The 24,919-nt window shown below is 76.9% G+C and carries 23 protein-coding genes, 1 tRNA gene and 1 pseudogene; 18 read left to right on the top strand and 7 right to left on the bottom strand.

Going from position 1 to position 24,919, the window contains the following annotated elements; all coding sequences use genetic code 11:
• Position 1: 1 nt before the first annotated feature.
• On the bottom strand, positions 2–805 hold the full coding sequence (locus ACFO3M_RS01355; RefSeq protein WP_387985370.1) for a metal ABC transporter ATP-binding protein: 804 nt from the start codon (positions 803–805) through the stop codon (positions 2–4).
• Positions 802–1,758, bottom strand: coding sequence for a metal ABC transporter substrate-binding protein (locus ACFO3M_RS01350; protein WP_387985367.1), 957 nt, complete (start codon positions 1,756–1,758; stop codon positions 802–804). The genes ACFO3M_RS01355 and ACFO3M_RS01350 overlap by 4 nt, the downstream gene beginning before the upstream one ends.
• Before the next feature lie 65 nt (positions 1,759–1,823).
• Between ACFO3M_RS01350 and ACFO3M_RS01345 the strand changes: the two genes are divergently transcribed.
• From ACFO3M_RS01345 to holA, 10 genes and pseudogenes are all read left to right on the top strand, one after another.
• The gene (locus ACFO3M_RS01345; protein ID WP_387985365.1) at positions 1,824–3,092 is read left to right on the top strand and encodes a glutamate-5-semialdehyde dehydrogenase; all 1,269 of its coding nucleotides are present in this window, start codon (positions 1,824–1,826) and stop codon (positions 3,090–3,092) included.
• 26 nt (positions 3,093–3,118) lie between these two features.
• Positions 3,119–4,006, top strand: a complete 888-nt coding sequence (locus ACFO3M_RS01340) for an AAA family ATPase (protein WP_387985364.1) — start codon at positions 3,119–3,121, stop codon at positions 4,004–4,006.
• On the top strand, positions 4,006–5,457 hold the full coding sequence (locus ACFO3M_RS01335) for a vWA domain-containing protein (protein WP_387985362.1): 1,452 nt from the start codon (positions 4,006–4,008) through the stop codon (positions 5,455–5,457). Before ACFO3M_RS01340 ends, ACFO3M_RS01335 begins: the two co-directional genes overlap by 1 nt.
• Positions 5,458–5,754: 297 nt before the next feature.
• On the top strand, positions 5,755–6,474 hold the full coding sequence (gene nadD / locus ACFO3M_RS01330; protein WP_387985360.1) for a nicotinate-nucleotide adenylyltransferase: 720 nt from the start codon (positions 5,755–5,757) through the stop codon (positions 6,472–6,474).
• Entirely contained in the window at positions 6,471–7,064 is a 594-nt protein-coding gene (rsfS, locus tag ACFO3M_RS01325) for a ribosome silencing factor (protein ID WP_387985357.1), read from the top strand. The genes nadD and rsfS overlap by 4 nt, the downstream gene beginning before the upstream one ends.
• The gene (locus ACFO3M_RS01320; protein ID WP_387985355.1) at positions 7,061–7,813 is read left to right on the top strand and encodes a histidine phosphatase family protein; all 753 of its coding nucleotides are present in this window, start codon (positions 7,061–7,063) and stop codon (positions 7,811–7,813) included. Before rsfS ends, ACFO3M_RS01320 begins: the two co-directional genes overlap by 4 nt.
• 70 nt (positions 7,814–7,883) lie before the next feature.
• Positions 7,884–8,738, top strand: coding sequence for a DegV family protein (locus tag ACFO3M_RS01315; RefSeq protein ID WP_387985353.1), 855 nt, complete (start codon positions 7,884–7,886; stop codon positions 8,736–8,738).
• A gap of 135 nt (positions 8,739–8,873) precedes the next feature.
• Complete coding sequence (locus tag ACFO3M_RS01310) at positions 8,874–9,740, top strand: ComEA family DNA-binding protein (protein ID WP_387985351.1); 867 nt, start codon at positions 8,874–8,876, stop codon at positions 9,738–9,740.
• Positions 9,737–11,842: pseudogene (locus tag ACFO3M_RS01305) on the top strand (ComEC/Rec2 family competence protein); the annotation flags it as partial. The gene ACFO3M_RS01310 and the pseudogene ACFO3M_RS01305, both read left to right, overlap by 4 nt.
• A gap of 313 nt (positions 11,843–12,155) precedes the next feature.
• A complete protein-coding gene (holA, locus tag ACFO3M_RS01300) occupies positions 12,156–13,157 on the top strand; it encodes a DNA polymerase III subunit delta (RefSeq protein WP_387985348.1) in 1,002 nt (333 codons plus the stop codon).
• An 85-nt stretch (positions 13,158–13,242) separates the two neighbouring features.
• Here holA and rpsT read toward each other — a convergent pair whose 3' ends face one another.
• The gene (gene rpsT / locus ACFO3M_RS01295; protein ID WP_387985345.1) at positions 13,243–13,503 is read right to left on the bottom strand and encodes a 30S ribosomal protein S20; all 261 of its coding nucleotides are present in this window, start codon (positions 13,501–13,503) and stop codon (positions 13,243–13,245) included.
• Between the two features lie 180 nt (positions 13,504–13,683).
• Here rpsT and lepA point away from each other — a divergent pair, with 180 nt between their 5' ends.
• The 4 genes from lepA (at position 13,684) to ACFO3M_RS01275 (ending at position 18,708) form a co-directional block, all read left to right on the top strand.
• On the top strand, positions 13,684–15,513 hold the full coding sequence (gene lepA / locus ACFO3M_RS01290; RefSeq protein ID WP_387985342.1) for a translation elongation factor 4: 1,830 nt from the start codon (positions 13,684–13,686) through the stop codon (positions 15,511–15,513).
• Positions 15,510–16,166 carry an MOSC domain-containing protein gene (locus tag ACFO3M_RS01285; RefSeq protein WP_387985340.1) on the top strand — a complete coding sequence of 219 codons (657 nt, stop codon included), beginning with the start codon at positions 15,510–15,512 and terminating at the stop codon, positions 16,164–16,166. The genes lepA and ACFO3M_RS01285 overlap by 4 nt, the downstream gene beginning before the upstream one ends.
• Before the next feature lie 123 nt (positions 16,167–16,289).
• A complete protein-coding gene (locus tag ACFO3M_RS01280; protein WP_387985337.1) occupies positions 16,290–16,991 on the top strand; it encodes an LppX_LprAFG lipoprotein in 702 nt (233 codons plus the stop codon).
• Positions 16,960–18,708 (top strand): MFS transporter, encoded by a 1,749-nt coding sequence (locus ACFO3M_RS01275; protein ID WP_387985334.1) that lies wholly within the window; start codon positions 16,960–16,962, stop codon positions 18,706–18,708. Before ACFO3M_RS01280 ends, ACFO3M_RS01275 begins: the two co-directional genes overlap by 32 nt.
• Here ACFO3M_RS01275 and ACFO3M_RS01270 read toward each other — a convergent pair.
• From ACFO3M_RS01270 to selD, 3 genes are read right to left on the bottom strand one after another with little or no spacing between them, the layout of a single operon-like run.
• The gene (locus ACFO3M_RS01270) at positions 18,677–18,991 is read right to left on the bottom strand and encodes a hypothetical protein (RefSeq protein ID WP_387985332.1); all 315 of its coding nucleotides are present in this window, start codon (positions 18,989–18,991) and stop codon (positions 18,677–18,679) included. The genes ACFO3M_RS01275 and ACFO3M_RS01270 overlap by 32 nt on opposite strands.
• A 14-nt stretch (positions 18,992–19,005) precedes the next feature.
• On the bottom strand, positions 19,006–19,971 hold the full coding sequence (locus ACFO3M_RS01265; RefSeq protein WP_387985329.1) for a zinc-binding dehydrogenase: 966 nt from the start codon (positions 19,969–19,971) through the stop codon (positions 19,006–19,008).
• Positions 19,972–19,981: 10 nt separating this feature from the next.
• Positions 19,982–20,989 carry a selenide, water dikinase SelD gene (selD, locus tag ACFO3M_RS01260; RefSeq protein WP_387985327.1) on the bottom strand — a complete coding sequence of 336 codons (1,008 nt, stop codon included), beginning with the start codon at positions 20,987–20,989 and terminating at the stop codon, positions 19,982–19,984.
• A 23-nt stretch (positions 20,990–21,012) separates the two neighbouring features.
• Here selD and ACFO3M_RS01255 point away from each other — a divergent pair.
• The 4 genes from ACFO3M_RS01255 to ACFO3M_RS01240 all read left to right on the top strand — a co-directional run bounded on the left by ACFO3M_RS01255 (position 21,013) and on the right by ACFO3M_RS01240 (position 24,631).
• Positions 21,013–21,108: transfer RNA gene (locus ACFO3M_RS01255), tRNA-OTHER, on the top strand.
• Positions 21,109–21,145: 37 nt separating this feature from the next.
• Positions 21,146–22,456: an L-seryl-tRNA(Sec) selenium transferase gene (selA, locus tag ACFO3M_RS01250; protein ID WP_387985324.1), complete on the top strand. Its 1,311-nt coding sequence runs from the start codon at positions 21,146–21,148 to the stop codon at positions 22,454–22,456.
• Positions 22,447–24,207 carry a selenocysteine-specific translation elongation factor gene (selB, locus tag ACFO3M_RS01245; RefSeq protein ID WP_387985321.1) on the top strand — a complete coding sequence of 587 codons (1,761 nt, stop codon included), beginning with the start codon at positions 22,447–22,449 and terminating at the stop codon, positions 24,205–24,207. The genes selA and selB overlap by 10 nt, the downstream gene beginning before the upstream one ends.
• A gap of 49 nt (positions 24,208–24,256) precedes the next feature.
• Positions 24,257–24,631 carry a PH domain-containing protein gene (locus ACFO3M_RS01240; RefSeq protein WP_387985318.1) on the top strand — a complete coding sequence of 125 codons (375 nt, stop codon included), beginning with the start codon at positions 24,257–24,259 and terminating at the stop codon, positions 24,629–24,631.
• A 123-nt stretch (positions 24,632–24,754) separates the two neighbouring features.
• Here ACFO3M_RS01240 and ACFO3M_RS01235 read toward each other — a convergent pair whose 3' ends face one another.
• Entirely contained in the window at positions 24,755–24,910 is a 156-nt protein-coding gene (locus ACFO3M_RS01235; RefSeq protein WP_387985315.1) for a hypothetical protein, read from the bottom strand.
• Positions 24,911–24,919 lie beyond the last annotated feature (9 nt).

Here is a 24,919-nt window from a genome sequence, read left to right as displayed (position 1 = left end):
GTCAGCGGCTCCCGTCGCGCACGCGCACGGCGTCCGGCGCCGGCCGCGGCTGGTCCAGGCGGTAGCCGCGCGCCGCCGGCTCGGTGCTCTCCCCGGGGTGGTGGCAGTCGGGGCCGGCGGGGCCGGCGCCGGCCAGCGGCCCGTCGTAGGTGAGCCGGCCGGAGTCGACGACGACCGCGCGCGCCAGGACGCCAGCGAGGGGGCCGGTCTCGTGGGTCACGACGACGAGTGTCGTCCCGGCGGCCGCGACGCGGGTCAGCACCGCGGCCAGCGCGGCCTGGCTGGCGGCGTCGACGCCGGCGGTCGGCTCGTCCATGACCAGCAGCTCCGGCTCGGCGGCCAGCGCCCGCGCCACCAGCACCCGGCGCTGCTGGCCCCCCGAGAGGGAGGCGACCGGGTCCTCGAGCCGGTCGGCGAGGCCCACGGCGTCGACCGCCTCGGCGACGGCCGCCCGGTCGCGCGGGCCGGGCCGGCGGAACAGTCCCAGCCGCGGCAGCCGGCCGACGCCGACCACCTCGCGCACGGTGGCCGGCATCGCGCCGCTGACGGTGTGCCGCTGCGGGACGTAGCCCACGCGGCCGCGCTCGCGCAGCCGGCCGACCGGGGCGCCGAGCACCTCGACCGTGCCGCCCAGGACGGTGGCCAGGCCCAGCACGCCCCGCATGAGGGTGGTCTTGCCCGAGCCGTTGGAGCCGAGGACCGCGACGGCCTCGCCGCGCCGGACGGTCAGGCCGGCGTCGCGGACGATGGCCACGTCGCCGTAGCCGATCGTGGCGCCGGCCAGCCGGAGCGCGGCGTCGTTCATGCGCAGCCCTGTCCCTCCTGCAGCGTGGCGAGGTCCGCGCGCATGACCGCGAGGTAGTCCTCGCCGGCCGACTCGTCGGTCAGGCCCTCGATCGGGTCGAGGACGGCGGTTCGCACACCGGCCTCCTCGGCGACGGTCTCGGCCACGGCGGGGTCGACGAGGGTCTCGGTGTAGACGGTCGTCACCCCGCGCTCCCGGACCAGCGTAGAGATCTCGGCCAGCTGCGCCGGGCTGGGCTCGGTCGACGGGCTCAGCCCGCTGACGCCCACCACGTCGAGGCCGTACCGCTCGCCGAGGTAGCCGAACGCGTCGTGCGCGGTGACCAGCGTGGTCACCGCGCAGTCCGCCAGCCCCTGCTCCATCTCGGCGTCGAGCGCCTCGAGGTCGGTGCGCAGCGCCGCGGCGTTCTCCCGGTAGGTGTCCGCGCCGTCGGGGTCGACCTCGGCCAGCCGGTCGGCCAGGGCGTCGCCGACGTCGGCCAGCCGGGTGGGGTCGAGCCAGAAGTGCGGGTCGACGGCCTCGCCCTCCTCGCCGGCGTGCTCGGCGTGCTCCGCCTCGCTCTCGCCCTCGTGGCCGTGCTCCTCGGCGGTCAGCGACAGGTCGGCGGCCTCGCCGGCGTCCCAGGCGGAGTCCCCGGCCTCGGCGACGGCGTCGTCGAGGCCGGGCTGGAAGCCGGCGAGGTAGACGACGAGGTCGGCCTCCGTCAGTGACGCGACGTCCTGCGGGGTGAGCTCCAGGTCGTGCGGCTCGGCGCCCGGCGGGGTCAGCGACTCGACGTCGACGCGGTCACCGCCGACCCGCTCGGCCGCCCACTGCAGGGGGTAGAAGGCGGCCTGGACCGAGACGCCGTCCGCGGCCGCGGCCTCGTCCTCCCCGGAGGAGCCGCACGCGGCCAGCAGCAGGACGGTGGCGGCGGCGGTGGTCGCGGCGAGGGCGCGCGTCGTCGTGCTCATGAGAACCATTCTCACACAGCGGCGGAGGTGCCCGGCTGGAGGGGGCGGCGCGTACCCTGCGGGGCGTGTCCGACGCCGCCGACCTGCCGCTGATCGGGGCCGCCGCGCTGCGTGCCCGCGCCGCGTCCCGCGTCCTGCGCACCCTCCCGACCGACGTCAAGGACGCCGCGCTCACCGCGATGGCCGAGGCGCTGGTCGAGCGGACCGACGAGGTGCTGGCCGCCAACGCCCAGGACGTCGCGGCCGCCGAGGCCGACGGCACGCCGCCGTCGGTGCTCGACCGGCTGCGGCTGGACGCCGGGCGGGTGGCCGGGGTGGCCGCCGCGCTGCGCGAGCTGGTCGCCCTGCCCGACCCGGTCGGTGACGTCGTCCGCGGCTCGCGGCTGCCCAACGGGCTGGAGCTGCGGCAGGTCCGGGTGCCCTTCGGCGTGGTCGGGATCGTCTACGAGGCCCGCCCGAACGTGACCGTCGACGCCGCCGGCCTGTGCCTCAAGAGCGGCAACGCGGCGCTCCTGCGCGGGTCGGCCTCGGCGTACCGGACCAACCTCGCGCTGGTCACCGTGCTCATGGAGGCCGGGCAGAAGGCCGGGCTGCCCGAGGGCTCGGTCGAGCTGCTGCCTGCCGACCGCGCCTCGGTGGGCGAGCTGCTGTCCGCGCGCGGGCACGTCGACCTGGTCATCCCGCGCGGCGGCGCCTCGCTCATCCAGCGAGTGGTCCGCGAGGCGCAGGTCCCGGTGATCGAGACCGGCGTCGGCAACTGCCACGTCTACGTCGACGCCTCCGCCGACACGGCGATGGCCGAGGCGATCGTGCTCAACTCCAAGACCCACCGGGTGAGCGTCTGCAACTCCGCGGAGACGCTGCTCGTGCACCGCGACGTGCCGTTCCTCCCGCGCCTGCTGTCGGCGCTGGTCGACGCCGGCGTCACCCTGCACGGCGACCAGGCGACGATCGACGCCGCTGCGCAGTCCGGTCTCCAGGCCGTCGTCCCGGCCACCGACGAGGACTGGGCCACCGAGTACCTGTCGATGGACATGGCGGTGCGCGTCGTCGACGACCTGCCGGCCGCGCTCGGGCACATCGCGACGTGGGGGAGCGGGCACAGCGAGGCGATCGTCGCCGACTCCGCGTCGGCCATCGCGGCGTTCACCGCCGGGGTCGACGCCGCCGCCGTCCTGGTCAACGCCTCCACCCGGTTCACCGACGGCGGCGAGTTCGGCTTCGGCGCCGAGATCGGCATCTCCACCCAGAAGCTGCACGCGCGCGGGCCGCTGGGCCTGCCCGAGCTGACCAGCACCACCTACGTCGTCACCGGGAACGGCCACACCCGCTGATCCCGGCCCCCGATCCGAGGAGTCGCATGCCCCGCCCGCCGACGCAGTCGCCCCAGTTCTCCTCGGTGGCCGACGTGAGCAAGCGGCTGTCGACCGCCGGGTACCTGCCCGACGCGCAGATCGCGACGACGGTCTTCCTCGCCGACCGGCTGGGCAAGCCGCTGCTGGTCGAGGGCCCGGCGGGCACCGGCAAGACCGAGCTGGCCAAGGCGCTGGCGGCGGCCACGGGCTCGGAGCTGATCCGGCTGCAGTGCTACGAGGGCCTGGACGAGGCGCGGGCGCTGTACGAGTGGAACTACAAGAAGCAGCTGCTGCGGATCCAGGCGGCGCAGGGCGGGGACGGCGCGGACTGGGACACCGTCCACGACGACATCTTCGGCGAGGAGTTCCTGCTCTCCCGGCCGCTGCTGACCGCGATCCGGCGCACCGAGCCGACCGTCCTGCTCATCGACGAGACCGACAAGGCCGACGTCGAGGTCGAGGGCCTGCTGCTGGAGGTGCTCAGCGACTTCCAGGTGACGATCCCCGAGCTCGGCACGGTGACCGCCACCCGCCGGCCGACCGTCGTCCTCACCTCCAACGCCACCCGCGAGCTGTCCGAGGCGCTCAAGCGGCGCTGCCTGTACCTGTCGCTGGACTACCCCTCGGCCGAGCGGGAGCGGGAGATCGTGCTCTCCCGGGTGCCCGACCTCGCGCCGGGGCTGGCCGAGCAGCTAGTGCGCACCATCCGGGCGCTGCGGGCGATGGAGCTGAAGAAGTCGCCGTCGATCTCCGAGACCCTCGACTGGGCGCAGACCCTGCTCGAGCTCGGCCTGGACACCCTCGACGAGACCGCGGTGCGCTCGACGCTCGGCGTGGTGCTCAAGCACGCCAGCGACCAGGACCGCGCCGCCGCCGAGCTGCGGCTCAACTGATGTCCGCGCCGTCGGCGCCCGCCGGGGGGCTGGCCGGTCACCTCGACGGTTTCGTGCGGGCGGTGCGGGAGGCCGGCATCCCGGTCGGGATCAGCCAGGCCGTCGACGCCGCGGAGATCCTCACCGTCGTCGACCTGCTCGACCGCGAACAGCTGCGGCACGGGCTGGCGGCGGTGCTGCTGCAGCGCGCCTCGCAGCGCCCGGCCTACGACGTGCTGTTCGACCTGTGGTGGCCGCTGTCGGACCGGCCCGCTCCCGGCCCCGCCGGCGACGACGCGGACCCCGCCGACGGCGAGCCACAGGCTGGCGACGGCTCGACCCTGGACCTGCCCGACGGGCACGGCGACGGCGACGAGCGCGACCTCGCGCAGCGGATGCGCGAGCAGCTGGCCCGGCTGCTGCTCGAGGGCGACGACGAGGCGCTGCGCCGCTTCGCCCGCCAGGCGGTCGAGCAGCTCGGGCGGGCGCCGGCGTCGCCGTCGGGGCAGTCCTACTTCGGCTACCGGGTGATGCGGGCGCTGTCGCCGGACACCCTGGTCACGCAGCTCCTGGCCGGGCTGCTCGGCGACGGGGGCCGCGGCGGGCTGGCCGAGCAGGTGGCCCGGCAGACCGTCCGCGAGCGGCTGGCCGCCTTCCGCACCGCCGTCGACGCCGAGGTGCGCCGCCGGGCCGCGGCCGACCGCGGGCGCGACCGGGTGGCGAAGAGCGCGGTGCGGCCGCTGGCCGAGCAGGTCGACTTCCTGCGCGCCCAGCAGTCCGACCTCGCCGAGCTGCGGCGGGCGGTGGCGCCGCTGGCCCGCCGGCTCGCGGTGCGGCTGTCGGCGCGGCGGCGGATGGGCCGCCAGGGCCGGCTGGACTTCCGCAGGACCGTGCGCGCCTCCCTCGGCACCGGCGGGGTGCCGGTGGTCACCCACCACCGGCCGCGCAAGGTGCACAAGCCCGAGCTGGTCGTGCTCTGCGACGTCAGCGGCTCGGTGGCCGGGTTCAGCCACTTCACGCTGATGCTCACCCAGGCGCTGCGCGAGCACTTCTCCGGCGTCCGGGCGTTCGCCTTCGTCGACTCCACCGACGAGGTGACCCGGTTCTTCCGGCCCGGCGCCGACGTCGCCGGCGCCGTCGCGCGGATCGGCCGCGAGGCCGACGTCGTCGCCTTCGACGGGCACAGCGACTACGGCAACGCCCTGGAGGTGTTCGCCGACCGCTGGCCCACCGCCGTCGGGCCGAAGACCTCGCTGCTGGTGCTCGGCGACGGGCGGACCAACTACCGCCAGCCCGGCCTGCCGGTGCTCGCCGACCTGGTCCGCCGCGCCCGCTCGGCGCACTGGCTCAACCCCGAGCCGCGGCGGCTGTGGGGCAGCGGCGACTCCGCCGCCGACCGCTACGGCGAGGTCGTCGACATGGTCGAGTGCCGCAACGCCACCCAGCTGGCGGAGTTCGTCACCACGCTCTGACACCACCCGGTTCCAGCGACACGCCCGGGGGACCCTCTGCGAGACCGCGCGTAACCGGTGGCCGGCAGCGCCGTTGGTCAGCGCGGGCACCGAGACGCGACACGGTGCCCGGCCCGTGCTCCCGTCGTCGCGGTCGGGAGCGCGGACGGCGCGACCGACGGCACGGGGGTGCCGGTCGCGACCGGGACGGTCCCGTCCCGACGGCCGGGTGCGGCGGCGCCCCGCGCCCGGCCGTCCGGGACCGGATCCGCCGGGTGCACCCGGGCCGCCGGTGCGGTGCCCGGCTAGGCTCGATCGGTGGCTGGTACCCGGATCGGCGTGATGGGTGGGACGTTCGACCCCGTCCACCACGGTCACCTGGTCGCCGCCAGCGAGGTGGCCGGGCTGTTCGGTCTCGACGAGGTGGTCTTCGTCCCCACCGGCCAGCCCTGGCAGAAGACCGAGCGCGAGGTCAGCCCCGCCGAGGACCGGTACCTCATGACCGTCATCGCCACCGCCTCCAACCCGCGGTTCTCCGTCAGCCGGGTCGACGTCGACCGCGAGGGCCCGACCTACACGATCGACACGCTCACCGACCTGCACGCCCAGCGTCCCGACGCCGAGCTGTTCTTCATCACCGGCGCCGACGCGCTGGCGCAGATCCTCAGCTGGCGCGACAGCGACCGGTTCCTCCGGCTGGCCCACTTCATCGGGGTCACCCGCCCCGGTTTCGTCCTCGCCGACGGGCACCTGCCCGAGGGCGCGGTCAGCCTGGTCGAGGTCCCGGCCCTGGCGATCAGCTCCACCGACTGCCGCGACCGCGTGGCCCGCGGCATGCCGGTCTGGTACCTGGTGCCCGACGGCGTGGTGCAGTACATCGAGAAGCGGGGCCTGTACCGCGCCGGCGGCCGGCGCTCGCCGGGCCCGCGCGGCGACCGGCCCACCCACGACCGCCCCCCGCCCGCCGCGCAGGCGGACCCGGCCGACCCCGACCCCACCGACCCACCGTCTGCCCACCTCCGGGAGGTGCCCCGATGACCGCCTCCGCCGAGGCCCGGGAGACCGCGCTGCTCGCCGCCCAGGCCGCCGCGGACAAGCTCGCCACCGACGTCTCGATCGTCGACGTCAGCGACCGCCTGGCCATCACCGACGCGTTCGTGCTCGCCGCGGCGCCCAACGAGCGCCAGGTGCAGGCGATCGTCGACGAGGTCGAGGAGCGGCTGCGCCGGCACGGCGTGAAGCCGGTCCGCCGCGAGGGCGTCGCCGAGGCCCGCTGGGTGCTGCTGGACTTCGTCGACGTCGTGGTGCACGTCCAGCACGCCGAGGAGCGCGCCTACTACGCCCTCGAGCGGCTGTGGAAGGACTGCCCGACCATCCCGTTCGTCGACCGCGCCGCCCCGCCCGCCGCCGACGGGGCGCCCGCCGCGACCGGCACGCTGTCCACCGACGACGTCGACCCGGGCAGCTCCGACCCCGTCCCGCTGGCACCCGACCCGACCGAGGACCTCACCGAGGACGACCTCACCGACGACGAACTGGCCGACGAGGACGCCCTCGAGGGCGACCCGCTCCAGGAGGAGCCCCTCGGCGGCGCCGCCGACGGGGACGCGGGGACGACCGGCCGGTGACGGCTCCCGCCGCCCTCGACCTGCCGGTGCCCCGGCTGGTCGTCTGGCGGCACGGACGGACCGAGTGGAACGCCACCGGGCGCTTCCAGGGCCAGATGGACCCGCCGCTGGACGCGGAGGGCCGCGCCCAGGCCGCCCGCACCGCGCCCCACCTGGTGGCGGCCGGGCTGGCGCCGGGGACGACCGTCGTGGTCGCCAGCGACCTGGTCCGCGCCGCCGACACCGCCGCCGCCCTGACCGGCCTGCTCGGCGTGCCGCTGCGGCTGGACGAGCGGCTGCGCGAGCACGGGCTGGGCTGCTGGGAGGGGCTCACCCGCGCCGAGGTCGCCGAGCGCCACCCCGAGCAGTACGCCGACTGGCTCGCGGGCCGGCCGGTGCAGGGCCGCGGCGGCGAGGAGGCCGCCGACGTCGCCCGCCGCGCGCTGGCCGCCCTGCGCGACCTGCCGCCGGCCGAGGTGGCCGTCGTCGTCACCCACGGCGGGACCGCCGGCCGACTCGTCGAGGCCCTGCTCGAGCTCGGCCCGCAGCACCGTCGGGTGTTCGGCCCGCTGGCCAACTGCGGCTGGAGCGAGCTCGCCCGGCAGGGGGACCGGTGGCGGCTGATGCGGCACAACGCCGTCGTCGCCGCCCTGCCGGGCCGGGTCGAGGGACCGGCCGTCGGCGCCCCGGCGCCGGTCCCGGCCGACGCCGCGGCCACCCCGGAGGGCGCCGCGCCCCCGCCGACCCAGGACGCCGACGCGGTCCTCTGAGGTCACCCGCCGGCCACCGGCCGTCCGCCTGCGCGTCAGCCGCCGGTCGGCGTCGGGCTAGCCTCCCCTGGTGTCCGTCGCCGTGGTCACCGACTCCACGGCCTACCTGCCGCCCGACCTCGTCGCGCGGTACGGCATCGAGGTGGTCCCGCTCTACGTCGTCCTCGCCGGGCACTCCGGCCGGGAGGGCACCGAGATCACCCCGGAGGACGTCGCCCGGGCGCTGACCTCCCGCGGGCAGCACGTCTCGACCTCGCGGCCGACCCCCGGCGACTTCGTCGCCGCCTACCGCCGCCGGCTCGCCGAGGGCGCGGACCGGGTGGTGTCGATCCACCTGTCCGCCGAGCTGTCGAGCACCTGGGACGCCGCCCGGCTGGCCGCCGCCCAGGTGGGGGAGCACCTCGTGACCGTCGTCGACTCGCGGTCGACGGCGATGGGCACCGGCTTCCCCGTCCTCGCCGCCGCCCGCGCCGCGGCCGACGGCGCCACCGCGGCCGAGGTCGCCGCCGTGGCCGCGCGGACCGCCGCGCGCACCCGCACGCTGTTCGTCGTCGACACCCTCGAGCACCTGCGCCGCGGCGGCCGCATCGGCTCGGCCGCCTCGCTGCTGGGCACCGCGCTGGCGGTCAAGCCGGTGCTGCACGTGGCCGAGGGGCGGGTCGTCCCGCTGGAGCGGGTGCGCACCTCCGGGCGCGCCCTCGCCCGGCTGGTGAAGCGCGCGGAGGAGGCCGCCGGCGGCCCGGGCGCCTCCCTCGCCGTCCACCACCTGGCCGCGCCCGAGCGCGCGCAGCGCCTGGCCGCCGAGCTGCAGCGCGCCGTGCCCGGCGTCCGGGAGCTGCACGTCAGCGAGCTGGGGGCGGCGGTCGGCGCGCACGTCGGGCCGGGCGCGGTCGGCGTCGTGGTGACCCCGGCGGAGGGGGACTGAGCGGAGGGCGGACACGGCGCGCAGCGTGCACCCGGCGCCCGCCGGACGGCCCGCGCCCGTCCACAGCCCGCACCGCCGTCCACAGTCCCCGCGGACCGGTCCTCCCGGGCGGGCGGTCTCCCTAGCGTCCGCCGCGTGCGCCTGACCTCCCGCCGCGACCCCGCCGCCGACGTCATCCGTGCCCGTCTCCGGGTGCTGCTCGACCAGGGCCGGCGCTCGGGCTGGCTGCCCGACGACGACCCGCTCGAGTCCCCGCCGCGCACCGGCGTCGCCCTCCTCCGCCGCCCGGAGCCCCGTGGGGACCGGGTCGACGACGACCTCGACGACGACCTCGACGACGACCTCGACGACGAGCCGGCGGACGGGCGGCTGCCGGGCGGGCTCGGCCGGCACCGGGCGCCCGGGCGCGCGGTGCGGGTGGACCCCGGCCGCCGAGGCAGCGCGGCGCTGTGGCTCACCGGCCTTGTGGCGGCGCTGCTGCTCGCCGGGTGGACCTGGCTGCAGCGGCCGGAGGTGGAACCGGCTCCCGAGCCCGCCCCGGCCGCCGACACGGAGCCCGCGCCCGCGGAGGCGGCCGGGGCCCGCACGACCGTCGTGGTCTCGGTCGTCGGCCTCGTCGTCACGCCCGGCCTGGTGACGCTGCCCGAGGGCGCCCGCGTCGCCGACGCGGTGGCCGCGGCCGGCGGCCTCCTGCCCGAGGCCGATCCCGCCTCGGTCAACCTGGCCGCGGTCGTCAGCGACGGGCAGCAGATCGCCGTCGGCGTCCCCGGCACGGCCGCCGCGCCGGCCGGCGGGGGAGCCGCCCCGCCCGGCCCGCTGGACCTCAACGCCGCCACGGTCGCCGACCTCGACGCCCTGCCCGGCATCGGCCCGGTGCTCGCCCAGCGCATCGTCGACCACCGCGGGCAGCACGGCCGGTTCACCAGCGTCGAGCAGCTCGACGACGTCCCGGGCATCGGCCCCGCCGTCTACGGCGAGCTCGCCGACCTGGTCCGGGTGTGAGCGCCCGCCCGGACCGGCGCTGGTCGTGGCTGGACCTGCGCCTGGTCCCGGTCGCCGCCGCGGTGTGGGCGGTCACCCTCGCCGCCGGCCTGCTGTCGCCCCCGGCCCTGCTCGTCCTGGCCGGCGCGGCCACGCTCGCGGCGCTGCTGCTCGTCCGGCGCCGGGGACGGGCCGGCGTCCTCGTGCTGCTCGCCGTGCTCGCCGCCGTGGCCACCACCGCGACCGTCGCCGCCGTCCGCGGCGCCGCCCGCGCCGCCTCCCCGCTCGCCGACGTCGCCGCCGGCCGCACGGTCGACGCGGTCCTGAAGGTCGACGGCGACCCGCGGCGCGTCGCCGGCACCGGCCCGCCTCGGCTGGTCCTCGACGTCACGGTCACCGCGGTGACCGACCGGGCGGCCACCGTGTCGCTGACCGCCGGGGCGGTGCTGTTCGCGCCGGCGCCGGACTGGACCGGCGTGCTGCCCGGGCAGGTGGTGCGCACCCGGGTGGCGGTGGCGACCGCGCCCGCCACCGACGGTGTCGTCGCGCGGCTGTCGGCCCGCGGCCCGCCGGAGCCGGTCGAGGAGCCGTCCCGGCTGCAGCGCGCCGCCGGTGCCGTCCGCGACGGGCTGGCCGCCACCGCCCGGCGCGTGCTGCCCGCACCCGCGGACGGGCTGCTGCCCGGCCTGGTCGTCGGCGACACCCGGGGCCTGGACCCGGTGCTGGAGGAGGACTTCCGCCGCGCGGGCCTGTCCCACCTCACCGCGGTCTCCGGCGCCAACGTGGCGATCGTCCTCACCGGCGTGCTCGCGCCGCTGCGCCGACGGGCGGTCGACCGCCGGGTGCAGGCGGTCGTGGCCCTCGCGGTCCTCGCCGGCTTCGTGGTGCTGGTCCGGCCCGACGCCAGCGTCCTCCGGGCGGCGGCCATGGGCGCGGTCACCCTCCTGGCGCTGGCCTCCGGCCGGGCGCGGGCCGCGGTCCCCGCGCTGGCCGCCTCGGTCGCGGTGCTGCTGCTGCTCGACCCGCGCCTGGCCCGCGACGCCGGCTTCGCCCTGTCGGTCGCGGCGACGGCGGCGATCGTGCTGCTGGCGCCCCGCTGGTCGCACCGGCTGCGGCGCCGCGGCTGGCCGCGCACCCCCGCCGACGCGGTGGCGGTCGCGGCGGCCGCCGGGCTGGCCACCGCGCCGCTGGTGGCGGGCCTGTCCGGGCTGGTCAGCCCGGTGTCGCTCCCGGCCAACCTGCTCGCCGCGCCGGCGGTGGCTCCGGCGACGGTGCTCGGCCTACTGGCCGCCGTCGTGGGACCGGTCGTGCCGGAAGCCGGGGACGGTCTGGTGTGGCTGGCGGGCTGGCCGGTGCGGTGGCTGGTCGCCGTGGCGCGCACCGCGGCCGCCCTGCCCGACGGCGCGACCGGCTGGCCGGCCGGCACCGGCGGTGCGCTGCTGCTGACCGTCCTGCTGCTCGCCGCAGGGCTGGCGCTGTGGCGGTACCGGCGGCTGCGCCCGGTGGGGCTGGCCGCGCTGCTCGGGCTGGTGCTGCTCGGCTGGCCGCTGCGCCAGGTGGCCGACGGCTGGCCGCCGCCGGGGACCGTGCTGGTGGCCTGCGACGTCGGCCAGGGCGACGCGCTGGTCCTGCCGACCGGCCCGGGCGAGGCCGTGCTCGTCGACGCCGGCCCGGAGGTGGGCGCGGTCGACCGCTGCCTGGACCGGCTGGGCGTCGACCGGCTGCCGCTGGTGCTGCTGTCGCACCTCGACGCCGACCACGTCGGCGGGCTGGCCGGGGCGCTGGACGGGCGGGAGGTGGGCGCCGTCGCCACCGGCACGCTGTCCCCGGCCGACGACCGGGCCGGCGACCTGGCCCGCGCCGCCGCCCGGGCGGGCGCTCGCCGCGAGGTCCTCGTCCCCGGCGACCGCCGCGACGTCGGCGGCGCCCGGCTCGAGGTGCTGGCGCCGCCGCCGGAGATCGCCACCGCCGCGGCCGAGCCCAACGACCTCTCGCTGGTCGTGCGGGTCACCGTGCGCGGCGTGCGGGTGCTGCTCACCGGCGACCTGAGCGCGGCGGCCGAGGCGCGGGTCCTCGACCGGGGCGTGGACCTGCGCGCCGACGTGCTGAAGGTCCCGCACCACGGCAGTGCCGACGTCGACCCGGCCTTCCTCGCCGCGACCGGCGCCCGGGTGGCGCTGGTCAGCGTCGGCGCGGAGAACACCTACGGGCACCCGGCGCCGCGGCTGCTGTCGCTGCTGGCCCGGGACGGGGTGCGGGTGCACCGCACCGACCGGGAGGGCGACCTGGCCGTCGTCGGCTCGGTGGGGGAGTGGGGCGTCGCCGCCCGCGGCGCTCCGGGGGCGCAGGCCGGACCGGTGCACCCCGGCGACGACGGCGTGCCGGGAGGACCCGCGGTGCGGCCGGACCGTCGGCGGGCCGTGACACCATCGGAGCGTGGCAGCGGCACCCCCGGCACCGACCTCCCGCCTGCGGGCCGTCGTCGGCGAGGAGGAGCTGCTGCGCTCCCGCGCCGTCGCCGCCGTGCGCGCCGCCGTCCTCGAGCGCCACCCCGCCGCGGAGGTGCACGAGCTGGTCGCCGCGGGCCTGCCGGTCGGGCAGCTCGCCGACGTGCTGGCGCCGTCGCTGTTCGGCGAGCACCGCCTGGTCGTCGTCAGCGGGGTGCACGAGGCCGCGGGCGCCCTGGTCGACGCCCTGACCGGCTACTGCAAGGACCCCGACCCGGAGCTCACGCTGGTCGTCGTCCACCACGGCGGCAAGCGCAACGAGGCGCTGGTCAAGGCGTTCACCGCGGCCGGTGCGGCGCTCGACGAGTGCGCCAAGATCTCCTCGCCCGGCGACCGGGCGGCGTTCGTCCGCAACGAGGTGCGCGCGGCCGGCGGCCGGATCACCCCCGACGCGGTGGCCGCCCTGGTCGACGCCGTCGGCGCGGACCTGCGGGCGCTGTCGTCGGCGGCCACCCAGCTGGTCGCCGACTTCGGCGGGACCATCGACGCCGACGCCGTCGCCCGCTTCCACCGCGGGCAGGCCGAGGTCACCGGCTTCACCGTCGCCGAGAAGGTGCTGGTGGGGGACCGTCAGGGCTCGCTGGAGACGCTGCGCTGGGCGCTGGACCGCGGCGTCGCGCACGTGCTCATCGCCGACGCGATCGCCGACGGCATCCGGACCGCGGCCCGGGTCACCTCGCTGAACACCACCAACACCGGTGACCTCGCGCGGGCGCTCAAGCTGCCGCCGTGGAAGGTGAAGAAGGCCCAGACGCAGGCGCGCGGCTGGAGCATCGAGGGCCTGCAGCAGGCGATCGGGGTGGCCGCCGAGCTCAACGCCGACGTCAAGGGCGTCGCCGCGAGTGCCGACTACGCGCTCGAGCGGGCCATCCGCCGGATCGTCGACATCCGCGCCACCACCGGCCGCGGCCGGGTCCGCGCCGGCTACTGAGCGGCCGGGCCGGCCCGCCCCGCACAGCGACGGGCCCCCGTCCTCCGGTGGGGAGGACGGGGGCCCGGGAGCGCTGGGACGCAGCTCAGAGGCTGGTCAGCTGCTTGGCCATGCCCGACTTGCGGTTGGCGGCCTGGTTCTTGTGGATGATGCCCTTGCTGGCGGCCTTGTCGAGGGCCTTGCTGGCCTTCTGCAGCGCCGTGGTCGCGGCCTCGGTGTCGCCGGCGGCGGCGGCCTCGCGGAAGCGGCGGACGGCCGTCTTCAGGGCGGACTTGACGGCGACGTTGCGCTGGCGCGCCTTCTCGTTCGTCTTGTTCCGCTTGATCTGGGACTTGATGTTCGCCACGCGTGAGCCTCGGTGTCTCGCAGGAGGGAAAGGGTCTGTCGGTGCGTCCGGACGGCATGCGTCAGCGGACCGGCCTGCCAGGTTACCAGCGTGCGGCGCGCCGTCCCAACCCGGCCGCGGGGGGACCTCCCCGGCACGGTGCTCCACCGCCGTGCCCCGGCGTGGGACGATGGCGGCACTGTGACGACTCCCGCTGCCACCGATCCCGCCCGGATCCGGAACTTCTGCATCATCGCCCACATCGACCACGGCAAGTCGACGCTGGCCGACCGGATGCTCGAGGTGACCGGGATCATCGAGGCGCGGCAGATGCGCGCGCAGTACCTCGACCGGATGGACATCGAGCGCGAGCGCGGCATCACCATCAAGGCGCAGAACGTGCGCCTGCCCTGGAAGGTCGGGGACACCGAGTACGTCCTCGACATGATCGACACCCCCGGCCACGTCGACTTCACCTACGAGGTGTCCCGGTCGCTGGCCGCCTGCGAGGGCGCGGTCCTGCTGGTCGACGCCGCGCAGGGCATCGAGGCGCAGACCCTGGCCAACCTCTACCTGGCCCTGGAGAACGACCTCACGATCATCCCCGTCCTCAACAAGATCGACCTGCCGGCCGCGCAGCCCGAGAGGTACGCCGCCGAGATCGCGCACATCATCGGCTGCGAGCCCGAGGACGTCCTCAAGGTCAGCGGCAAGACCGGCGAGGGCGTGCCGGAGCTGCTGGACGCGATCGTCGCGCAGATCCCCGCGCCGGAAGGCGACGCCGAGGCCCCGGCCCGCGCGATGATCTTCGACTCGGTCTACGACATCTACCGCGGCGTCATCACCTACGTCCGCGTCGTCGACGGGCGGATCTCCAGCCGCGAGCGCATCCGGATGATGTCGACCGGCGCCACCCACGAGCTGCTCGAGATCGGCGTCATCTCGCCCGAGCCCAAGCCGGTCGACGGCCTCGGCGTCGGCGAGGTCGGCTACTTCATCACCGGGGTGAAGGATGTCCGCCAGTCCCGCGTCGGCGACACCGTCACGCTGCAGCACCGCCCGGCCGCCGAACCGATCGGCGGCTACAGCGACCCCAAGCCGATGGTCTACTCCGGCCTCTACCCGATCGACGGCAGCGAGTACCCGCTGCTGCGCGAGGCGCTGGACAAGCTGCTGCTCAACGACGCGGCGCTGACCTACGAGCCGGAGACCTCCGCGGCGCTCGGCTTCGGCTTCCGCGTCGGCTTCCTCGGCCTGCTGCACCTGGAGATCGTCCGCGAGCGGCTCGAGCGCGAGGCCGGCATCAGCCTCATCTCCACGGCGCCCAACGTCGTCTACCGGGTGGTGATGGAGGACGGCACCGAGCACACCGTCACCAACCCCAGCGACTGGCCCGAGGGCAAGATCGACAAGGTCTACGAGCCGATCGTCAACGCCACGATCATCGCGCCCAGCGACTACACCGGCGCGATCATGGAGCTCTGCCAGAGCCGGCGCGGTCAGCTCGGCGGCATGGACTACCTGAGCGAGTCCCGCGTCGAGCTGCGCTACACCCTGCCGCTCGGCGAGATCATCTTCGACTTCTTCGACGCCCTGAAGTCGCGCACCCGCGGCTACGCCAGCCTCGACTACGCCGAGGCCGGCGAGCAGGAGTCCTCGCTGGTCAAGGTGGACATCCTGCTGCAGGGCGAGGCCGTCGACGCGTTCAGCGCCATCGTCCACAAGGACAAGGCGTACAGCTACGGCGTGATGATGGCCGGCAAGCTGCGCGAGCTCATCCCGCGGCAGCAGTTCGAGGTGCCCATCCAGGCCGCCGTCGGCTCCCGGGTGATCGCCCGCGAGACCGTGCGCGCCATCCGCAAGGACGTCCTCGCCAAGTGCTACGGCGGTGACATCACCCGCAAGCGGAAGCTGCTGGAGAAGCAGAAGGAGGGCAAGAAGCGGATGAAGATGGTCGGCCGCGTGGAGGTCCCGCAGGAGGCCTTCGTCGCCGCGCTGTCGACCAACGAGCCCTCCGCCGCCAAGAAGTGAGCGGCCGGCTGCTCGCCGTCTGCGTCTCCGGCTCCGACCTGCTGCCCCTGCCCGGGCGCCGGCCCGACCGCAGCGGCATCGACAAGCGGCCGAGGCCCGGCCGCGTCGCCGTCGGCGAGCTGGGCCTGGACGGCGACGTCCAGGTCAACCGGAAGCACCACGGCGGGGAGGGGCAGGCGGTCTACGCCTACGCCCAGGAGGACGCCGACTGGTGGGCCGCCGACCTCGGCCGCGACCTGCCGCCGGGCCGCTTCGGCGAGAACCTCCGGACGGCGGGCCTGGACCTCACCGAGGCGGTCATCGGCGAGCGCTGGCGGGTGGGGACGGCGCTGCTCGAGGTGACCGCGCCGCGCATCCCGTGCGCCAACTTCGCCCGCTTCTGGGACGTCCCGGACCTGGTCAAGCGGTTCACCGCGCACGGCGCCACCGGCGCCTACCTGCGGGTGCTCGAGACCGGCGACGTCGGCACGGGGGACGAGGTCGCCGTCGTCGACCGGCCGGAGCACGGGGTCACCGCCGGCCTGGCCTTCCGCGCGCTCACCACCCAGCGGTACCGGATCGCCCAGCTGGAGCCCGCGCTGGCGTCGTTCCCGGTCAAGGACCAGCCAAGGCTCGCCGCGCGGATCGCCGCGAGGGCCGCCGCCCCGGCCTGACGCGGCGCCGGCGTGGACCGGCCGCCCCGTCCCCGGGACCCCCGCCGCCTGCGTCTGCCGGCCACCGCGACGCGCTACCGTGCCCGCGCCGGGAGCCGACCGGCGGGAGCGGGGAGGACGACGATGGTGCTGCGCCGTGCTGCCGCGACGGTGGCCGGGCTGGTGGTCGCGGTGTCCGCGCTGGCCGGCTGCGGCGGGAGCGAGCCGGAGGAGTCCGCCGGCGACCTGCTCGCCCGCGCGAAGACCACGCTAGACGAGACCGAGTCGCTGCACTTCGTGCTGACCAGCGAGGGCGCCCCCACCACCGGCACCGCGCTGGTCGGCGGCGAGGGCGACGTCCTCCGCCCGGCCTCGTTCGAGGGCACGCTGCAGGTGCTGGCCGTCGGCTCGGCGCTCGACCTCGCCGTCGTCTCGGTCGACGGCACCGTCTACGCGCAGCTGCCCTTCACCAGCGGCTACAGCGTCGTCGACCCCGCGCAGTTCGGCTTCGGCGACCCCGGCGCGCTGCTGGACCCCGACACCGGCATCTCGCAGCTGCTCGCCCAGTCCGACGCCGCCGAGCTGGGGGAGGAGCGCCGGGTCGACGGCGAGGTGGTGCGCGAGGTGACCGCGGAGATCCCCGGCGACCTGGTCGAGCAGGTGCTCACCAGCGAGGACCCGAGCCAGCCGGTGGAGGCCCGCTTCTCCGTGGCGACCGAGTCCGGCCAGCTGCGCCGCGCCGAGCTGACCGGCCCGTTCTACGCGGCCGACCAGGACGCCACCTTCACCATCGAGTTCTCCGACCCCGGCGACGATGTCGAGATCACCGCACCGCCTGTCGGCTGAGCCGCAGGCGCCCGCGGTCCCGGGGCTACCGCTGGTCGTCCTCGCCACCCTGGCGGTGCTGGTCACCGCGGCCGACACCTACGTCGTCGTCCTGGCGCTGCCGGACATCCTCACCGGGGTCGGCGTCGGCATCGACGAGCTGCAGCGGGCGACGCCGATCGTCGGCGGCTTCCTGCTCGGCTACACCGCCACGCTGCCGCTGCTGGGCCGGCTGGCCGACCTGCGCGGCCGGGTCCCGGTGCTGGCCGGCTGCCTGCTGCTGTTCGCGCTGGGCTCCCTGCTGACCGCCACGGCGACCGACCTGGGCCTCGCCGTCGCCGGTCGCGGGCTGCAGGGCGTGGGCGCCGGCGGGCTGGTCCCGGCCACGCTGGCACTGGTCGCCGACCGGTGGCCTCCCGAGCGCCGGGCGGTGCCGCTGGGCGTGGTCGGCGCGGTGCAGGAGGCCGGCGCGGTGCTCGGCCCGCTGGCCGGCGCCGCGGTGCTCGCGGTCGGCGACTGGCGGGCGGTCTTCTGGCTCAACCTGCTGCTCGGGCTGGTCCTCGCCGCGGGGGTGGTGCTCACCGGCGGCCGCCGGCGGCCCGACCCCGTCGGCCTGGTCCTGCTGCTGCTCACCGGCACCGCCGCGGGCCTGCAGCTGGCCGAGCCGGCCGCGCTGGCCGAGGACGTCACCCTCGGCCTGGCCTGGGTGCCGCTGGCCGACGGCGGAGCCGCCTCGACGCCGCTGGTGCTGGCCGCCGTGGCCGCCGGGCTGGCGCTGGTCGCGCGGAGCCTCGCGCACCCCGACGGCGCGGTGCTGCCGCTGCGCGGGGCGCCGCGGCTGGTCCGCGAGGTCGACGCGCTGGGCTCGCTGCTCGCCGTCGTCGCGCTCGGGGCGCTGGTGTGGTCCTTCGCCGCAGCCGACCCGGCCACCGAGGTCGTCGCCCACGGCCCGGTGCTGCTGCCGGTCGCCGCGCTGGCCGCCGCCGGCTTCTGGCTGCACGAGCGGCGCGCGCCCGACCCGGTGCTGCCGCTGGGCGCGCTGCGACCGGCCGGCGCGTGGGGCGCGCTGCTGGTCAACCTGCTGGTCGGGGTGGCGCTGGTGGCCGCGCTGGTCGACGTCCCGCTGTTCGCCCGCGCCACGACGACGCCCGGCGACCAGCTCGGCGCCGCGCTCGTGCTGGTGCGGCTGCTGGTGGCGGTCCCGGTGGGCGCGGTCGCCGGCGGGTGGCTGTGCCGGGTGCTGCCCCCGCGGCTGGTCGCCGCGGGCGGCACGGTGCTGGCCGCGCTGGCGCTGTGGGCGATGACCGGCTGGGGCGAGACGTCGCTGGACCGGTGGGGGTCCACGGTCGTGCTGCTGGCCGCGGGGCTCGGGTTCGGCCTGGCGATCGCGCCGGTCAACGCGGTGCTGCTGGCGGTCACCGGGCCCGCCGTGCACGGCAGCGCCAGCGCGCTCGCCGTCGTCGCCCGGACCGTGGGGATGCTGGTCGGGCTGTCGCTGCTCACCGCGGTGGCGCTGCGCCGGTTCACCGCCGAGGTGGCGGCGCTCGGCTCGCCGCTGACCGTCTGCCCGGACACCCCGGCCGACTGCCCCGCCTACGAGGCGGCCGTCGACCAGGCCGTCCTCACCCAGCTGCACACCGTCTTCGCCGGCGCCGCGGTCGCCGCCGCGCTGGCGGCGGTCGCGGCGCTGGCGCTGCTGCGCGAGGTCAGCGCGGCTCGTGCACCGCGTAGTGCGTGACGGTGTCCTCGCGCTGCACCAGGAAGCGGTCGTCCTCGGGGTAGTAGACGGCGGCCTCGAGGTCGTCGCCGGCGAACCCGCGGACCGCGTCCAGCGACTCCCACAGGCTCAGCGCGACGACCTCGGTGCGGCCGTCGCCGAGGTCGCGGGTCAGCACCCAGGCGCCCTCGTTGCCCGGCGTCCGCCGGTACTCGCCGACCCCGGTCTCCTCGACGTAGGCGGCGTAGGCGTCGGCGTCCCCGGTGCGGACCCAGCCCCGCCACACCCGCGCTGTCCTGGCCACGGCCGGCCTCCTCGTCAGAGCGTGAAGACGATCTTCCCGGCGGTGCGCCCCTCGAGCATGCGGCTGAAGCCCTCGCAGGCCTCCTCGAGCGGCAGCTCGACGTCGATGACCGGGCGGACGCCGGTCACCGCGCACATCCGGACCAGCGACTCCAGCTCGTCGCGGGTGCCCATGGTGGACCCGACCACCGACAGCTGGGTGAAGAACACCCGGTTGAGCTCGGCGCCCGGGTCGTAGCCGGTGGTGGCGCCGGAGGTGACGATGACGCCGCCGGGCCTCAGGGACCTGACGCTGTGGCTCCAGGTCGCCTTGCCGACCGTCTCCATGACGCCGTCGACCCGCTCGGGCAGCCGGGCGCCGGTCTCGAAGGCCTGGTCGGCGCCGAGCTCGAGCGCGGCCGCGCGCTTCTCCTCGCTGCGGCCGGTCACCCACACCCGGTAGCCGGCGGCCCGCCCCAGGACGACCAGCGCGGTGGCGACGCCGCCGCTGGCGCCCTGCACGAGCACCGTCTGGCCGGGCCGCAGACCGGAGCGGACGAACAGCATCCGGTAGGCGGTCAGCCAGGCGGTGGGCAGGCAGGCGGCCTCGGCGAAGGACAGCTCCGCGGGCTTGGGCAGCAGGTTGCGCCGGGGGACGGCGACCCGCTCGGCCATCGTGCCCTGGTACAGCTCGGAGAACAGCGTGCGCTTCGGGTCGAGCGTCTCGTCGCCGGTCCACCCGGGGCTGGCGACGACGCCGTGGACGACGACCTCGTTGCCGTCCTCGTCCAGCCCGGCGGCGTCGGTGCCCAGGATCATCGGCATCCGCTCCTGGGGCAGGCCGACGCCGCGCAGGCTGAACAGGTCGTGGTGGTTGAGGGAGACGGCCTCGACCTGCACCGTCGTCCAGCCGTCGGGCACCTCCGGCTCGGGCCGGTCGCCGACCTCCAGGACGGAGAGCGGGTCGTCGGGCGAGGGTGTGGAGACGAAGACGGCGCGCATGCGGCGGACGCTAGCGGACGACCAGGACGTGCTCCTGCCGCGGGACGAACTCGCCGATCACCGGGGCGCCGGGCACCTCCCCGGCCAGCAGCAGCCCGCCGGAGGTCTGCGCGTCGGCCAGCAGCAGCGCCTCGTCCTCCCCCACGGCGGACAGATCGGTGTGCGGGCGCACCCAGTCGAGGTTGCGCCGGGTGCCGCCGGAGACGAACCCTGCGGCCAGCGCCTCGCGGGCGCCGGCCAGGTAGGGGACGGCGGCGGCGTCGACCACCGCGGTCACCCCGCTGGCGCGCGCCATCTTGTACAGGTGACCGAGCAGGCCGAAGCCGGTGACGTCGGTGCCCGCGCGGACGCCGGCGGCCAGGGCGGCGCGCGAGGCGTCCCGGTTGAGCGCGGTCATCGAGGCCACCGCCTCCTCGCTGACCTCGCCGGTGGCCTTCATCCGGTTGTTGAGCACGCCGACGCCCAGCGGCTTGGTCAGCGACAGCGGCGTCCCGGCAACGGCGGCGTCGTTGCGGATGACCCGGTCGAGGTCGAGGACGCCGGTGACGGCCATGCCGTACTTGGGCTCGGGGTCGTCGATCGAGTGCCCGCCGCCGACGTGGCAGCCGGCCTCCTGCGCCGCCTCGAGCCCGCCGCGCAGCACCTCGGCGGCGAGCTCGGCGGGCAGCACGTCCCGCGGCCAGCCGAGCAGGTTGACCGCGACCACCGGGGTGCCGCCCATGGCGTAGACGTCGGACAGCGCGTTGGCCGCGGCGATCCGGCCGAAGGTGTACGCGTCGTCGACGACCGGGGTGAAGAAGTCGGTGGTGAGCACCAGCCCCTGCCCGCCGGCGGTGCGGACGACGGCCGCGTCGTCGCCGTCGTCGAGGCCGACGACGAGCTCGGCGGCCGGGTCGACCGGGCCGGTGTGCGTGAGCCCCGCGACGACGGCCTCGAGCTCCCCGGGCGGGATCTTGCAGGCGCAGCCGCCGCCGTGCGCGTACTGGGTGAGGCGGATCCGTGCGGGCGCGCTGGTCACGGCCCCACCGTAGGCTGGCCGGCGGAGGCGTCAGGGCGCCTGGTGGCCCCCGCGGCCTCTAAAGCCGACGTGGCCGAGCAGCTCGGTCAGGCGGGTTCGATTCCCGTCCGCCTCCGCCAGCCTCCCCGCGGGCCGGCGCGCATACGCTCCGCAGCGATGAGCGCCGACCCGCGGCGGGCAGTGCCCCGCACCGACACGCTGCTGGCCGACCCGGCGCTGGCCGACGCCGCCTCGCGCCTGGGCCGGGAGCTGGTCAAGGACGCCGTCCGCGCCGTGCAGTCCCGCATCCGCGCGGGCGAGCTCGCGCCCGACGACGCGGTCGCCGCCGTCCTCGCCGGCCTGCCGTCGACCGCGTCCGCCCTGCGCCCGGTGCTCAACGCCACCGGCGTCCTCGTGCACACCAACCTCGGGCGGGCACCGCTGTCGGCCGCGGCCGTCGAGGCGGTGGTCGCGGCCAGCGGCACCACCGACGTCGAGCTGGACCTGTCCACCGGCCGCCGCGGGCCGCGCGGCGAGGCGGCGATCGCCGCGCTGCTGGCCGCCGTCCCCGCCGCCGGGGCCGCGATCGTGGTGAACAACTGCGCGGCCGCGCTGGCGCTGGTGGCCACGGCGCTGGGCGGCGAGCTGGTCATCGCCCGCGGCGAGCTGGTCGAGATCGGCGACGGCTTCCGCATCCCCGCCCTGCTCGAGTCGACCGGCGCCCGCCTGCGCGAGGTGGGGACGACGAACCGGGTGACCCTCGACGACTACCGCGACGCCCTGTACGACGACACCGGCGCGGTGCTCAAGGTGCACCCGTCGAACTTCGTCGTCCGCGGTTTCACGCGGGCCGTGCCGGTGCACGAGCTGGCCGAGGCGCTGGCGAACAGCGGCGTGCCGCTGGTGGCCGACGTCGGCTCCGGGCTGCTGCGGCCGCACCCGGCGCTGCCCGACGAGCCGGACCTGCAGACGACGCTGGCCGACGGCGCCGACCTGGTGCTCGCCAGCGGGGACAAGCTGCTCGGCGGCCCGCAGGCCGGCCTGGTGCTCGGCCGCGCCGACCTGGTGCAGCGGCTGCGCCGGCACCCGCTGTACCGGGCGCTGCGGGTGGACAAGACGACGCTCGCCGCGCTGGAGGCCACCCTGCGCGGCCCGCAGCCTCCGGTGCAGCAGATGCTCGCCGCCGACGTGGACGGGCTGCGCGCCCGGGCGCGCGCGCTGGCCGGCCGGCTGGCCGCCGCCGGGGTCGACGCGCACGCCGTCGACTCCGCCGCCCGGGTCGGCGGGGGAGGGGCGCCCGAGCACCCGCTGCCCAGCGCGGCGGTCTCGCTGCCCGAGCCGTTCGCCGAGCCGCTGCGGCGGGGTGCGCGGCCGGTCGTCGGGTACGTGGCCGACGGGCGCACCCTGCTCGACCTGCGCAGCGTGCCGCCGTCGGCCGACGACGACCTCGCCGCCGCGGTGCTGGAGGTGGCGCAGCGGTGGCCCTGAGCGGCATGGACGTGATCGCCACCGCCGGGCACGTGGACCACGGCAAGTCGACGTTGGTCCGCGCGCTCACCGGCATGGAGCCCGACCGGTGGGAGGAGGAGCGCCGCCGCGGTCTGACCATCGACCTCGGCTTCGCCTGGACGACGCTGCCCTCGGGCCGGGTGCTGGCCGTCGTCGACGTGCCGGGGCACGAGCGGTTCGTCGGCAACATGCTCGCCGGCGTCGGGTCCGTGCCGGCCGCGCTGGTCGTGGTGGCCGCCGACGACGGCTGGTCGCCGCAGACCGCCGAGCACGTCGCCGTCCTCGACGCGCTCGGCGTGCGGCACGCGCTGCTCGCCGTCACCAAGGCCGACCTCGCCGACCCCGCGCCCGTGCTCGCCGACGCCACCGAGCGGCTGGCCGCGACGTCGATGGGCGCCGTCCCCGGCGTGGCGGTGAGCGCGCCGACCGGCCGCGGCGTCGCCGAGCTGACCGCCGCCCTCGAGGCGCTGCTGGCCGGGCTGCCCGCGCCGGACGCCGAGGCGCCGGTGCGGCTGTGGATCGACCGCGCGTTCCCGATCCGCGGCGCCGGCACCGTGGTCACCGGGACGCTCGCCGCCGGGTCCGTCGCACCCGGCGACCGGCTGCGGCTCGGCGACCGCGAGGTGGGCGTGCGCGGCGTGCAGTCGCTGGGCCGTCCGGTGGAGCGGGCGACGGCGACCGCGCGGGTGGCGCTGAACCTGCGCGGGATCGCCGTCGAGGACCTCTCCCGCGGCGACGCGCTGCTCACCCCCGGCGCGTTCCGGACCACCGCGGAGGCCGACGTCGTCCTAGCCCGCGCGCCCGAGGGGCGGCTGCCGGCCGAGGCGGTGCTGCACGTCGGCTCGGCGGCGGTGCCGGTGCGGCTGCGCCCGCTCGACGGGCGGGCGGTGCGGCTGCGGCTGGCCGCCCCCCTGCCGCTGCGGGTGGGGGACCGGGTCCTGCTGCGCGACCCGGCCGACCGGCGGCTGCTCGGCGTCGGCGTCCGCGACGTCGCGCCGCCGGAGCTGCGCCGCCGCGGGGCGGCCCGGCAGCGGGCCGGCGAGCTGGGCCGCCAGCAGGCCGGGCCGGCCGGTGCCGCCGGCGACCTCGCCCGCCGACGGGTGGTGCGCGCCGACGACTTCACCGCGATGGGCTGGCCGGTGCCCGGCGACGCCGTCCGCGCCGGACCGTGGCTGCTGGCGCCGGGGCTGGTCGGCGAGCTGGCCCGACGGGTGCCGGGGCTGGTGGCCGCGCACCGGCAGGCGCACCCGCTGGAGCCCGGGCCGCCGGTCGCCGTCGTCCGCCGGGAGCTGGACCTGCCCGACGACGACCTGGTGGCCCTGGTCGTGCGGCCGCCGCTGGCGCTGCGCGAGGGCCGGGTCGTCGTGGCCGCCGCCGGCCTGCCGCCGGCGGTGCAGCGGGCGGTCGACGCCATCCGGGCGCGGCTGGCCGCCGATCCGTTCGCCGCCCCGGACGCCGACGAGCTGCGCGCCGCCCGCCTCGGACCCCGCGAGCTGGCGGCCGCGGTGCGCGACGGGCAGCTGGTGCGCATCGCCGACGGCGTCTACCTGGCGCCGGGCGTGGAGGAGGCCGCCCGCGCGCGGCTGGCCGCGGTGCCGCAGCCGTTCACGCTCAGCCAGGCGCGCTCGGCGTGGGGGACGACGCGGCGGGTGGCCGTACCGCTCATGGAGTGGCTCGACGCGCGCGGGGTCACCCAGCGGCTGCCCGACGCCACCCGCCGGCTCCGCTGACCCGGCGTGGGATACGGGCCGTGACGTTCCGCTGACCTAGCGTGTCCCGGTGATCGACTTCTCCAGCGGCTCGGTGTTCAAGCTGAGCCAGTGCAACCCCCAGGACGTCGCCGGCGACGTCGCCCCGCTGCTCATCCCGGGCGAGCAGCTGTACTTCGCGTTCAAGACGGTGCGGGACTTCGTCGTCTTCACCGACAAGCGGCTGATCGCGGTGAACGTCCAGGGCATGACCGGCCGCAAGAAGGACTTCACCTCGCTGCCCTACAGCAGGATCCAGGCCTTCTCGGTGGAGACCGCGGGCACCTTCGACCTCGACGCCGAGCTGGACCTGTGGTTCAGCGGGCTGGGCAAGGTGCGGCTGGAGTTCAAGGGCAACTCCGACATCCGCCAGCTCGGCCAGATGATCGCCACCTACGTGCTCTGAGCGCAGTCGTGCTCTGCACACACCCGTGTGCAGAGCACGACTTCCCGGCGCGGATCCTCGGGTCCGGGCAGCTCGTGCTCTGCCCCCACCGGCGGGGCAGAGCACGACCGCGCACGGGACAGGTCAGCCGCCGGCCTGGCGGAGCAGCGCGTCGCGCTCGTCGCTCTCCGTCAGCACCGGCTGCGCGGAGGAGGCGTCGACGGTCTCCACGGTGTCCTCGAGGTCGACCGGCTCGGGCAGGGTGCGGAAGCGTTCGCGCGGGTCCTCGGGAACGGTCATGTCCGGAGC

This window comes from Geodermatophilus arenarius, from assembly GCF_042654585.1.
Taxonomy (GTDB): Bacteria; Actinomycetota; Actinomycetes; order Mycobacteriales; family Geodermatophilaceae; genus Geodermatophilus; species Geodermatophilus arenarius.
The sequence above is the reverse complement of the archived record's forward strand: the minus strand, read 5'-3'. Positions and strand labels throughout refer to the sequence as shown.

Bases quoted from the DNA above. Each gene is read 5' to 3' on its own strand.
- ACFO3M_RS01355 (WP_387985370.1), bottom strand. From the start codon at position 805: ATGAACGACGCCGCGCTCCGGCTGGCCGGCGCCACGATCGGCTACGGC.
- ACFO3M_RS01350 (WP_387985367.1), bottom strand. From the start codon at position 1,758: ATGAGCACGACGACGCGCGCCCTCGCCGCGACCACCGCCGCCGCCACC.
- ACFO3M_RS01340 (WP_387985364.1), top strand. From the start codon at position 3,119: ATGCCCCGCCCGCCGACGCAGTCGCCCCAGTTCTCCTCGGTGGCCGAC.
- ACFO3M_RS01335 (WP_387985362.1), top strand. From the start codon at position 4,006: ATGTCCGCGCCGTCGGCGCCCGCCGGGGGGCTGGCCGGTCACCTCGAC.
- rsfS (WP_387985357.1), top strand. From the start codon at position 6,471: ATGACCGCCTCCGCCGAGGCCCGGGAGACCGCGCTGCTCGCCGCCCAG.
- ACFO3M_RS01280 (WP_387985337.1), top strand. From the start codon at position 16,290: ATGGTGCTGCGCCGTGCTGCCGCGACGGTGGCCGGGCTGGTGGTCGCG.
- ACFO3M_RS01275 (WP_387985334.1), top strand. From the start codon at position 16,960: ATGTCGAGATCACCGCACCGCCTGTCGGCTGAGCCGCAGGCGCCCGCG.
- ACFO3M_RS01265 (WP_387985329.1), bottom strand. From the start codon at position 19,971: ATGCGCGCCGTCTTCGTCTCCACACCCTCGCCCGACGACCCGCTCTCC.
- selA (WP_387985324.1), top strand. From the start codon at position 21,146: ATGAGCGCCGACCCGCGGCGGGCAGTGCCCCGCACCGACACGCTGCTG.
- ACFO3M_RS01235 (WP_387985315.1), bottom strand. From the start codon at position 24,910: ATGACCGTTCCCGAGGACCCGCGCGAACGCTTCCGCACCCTGCCCGAG.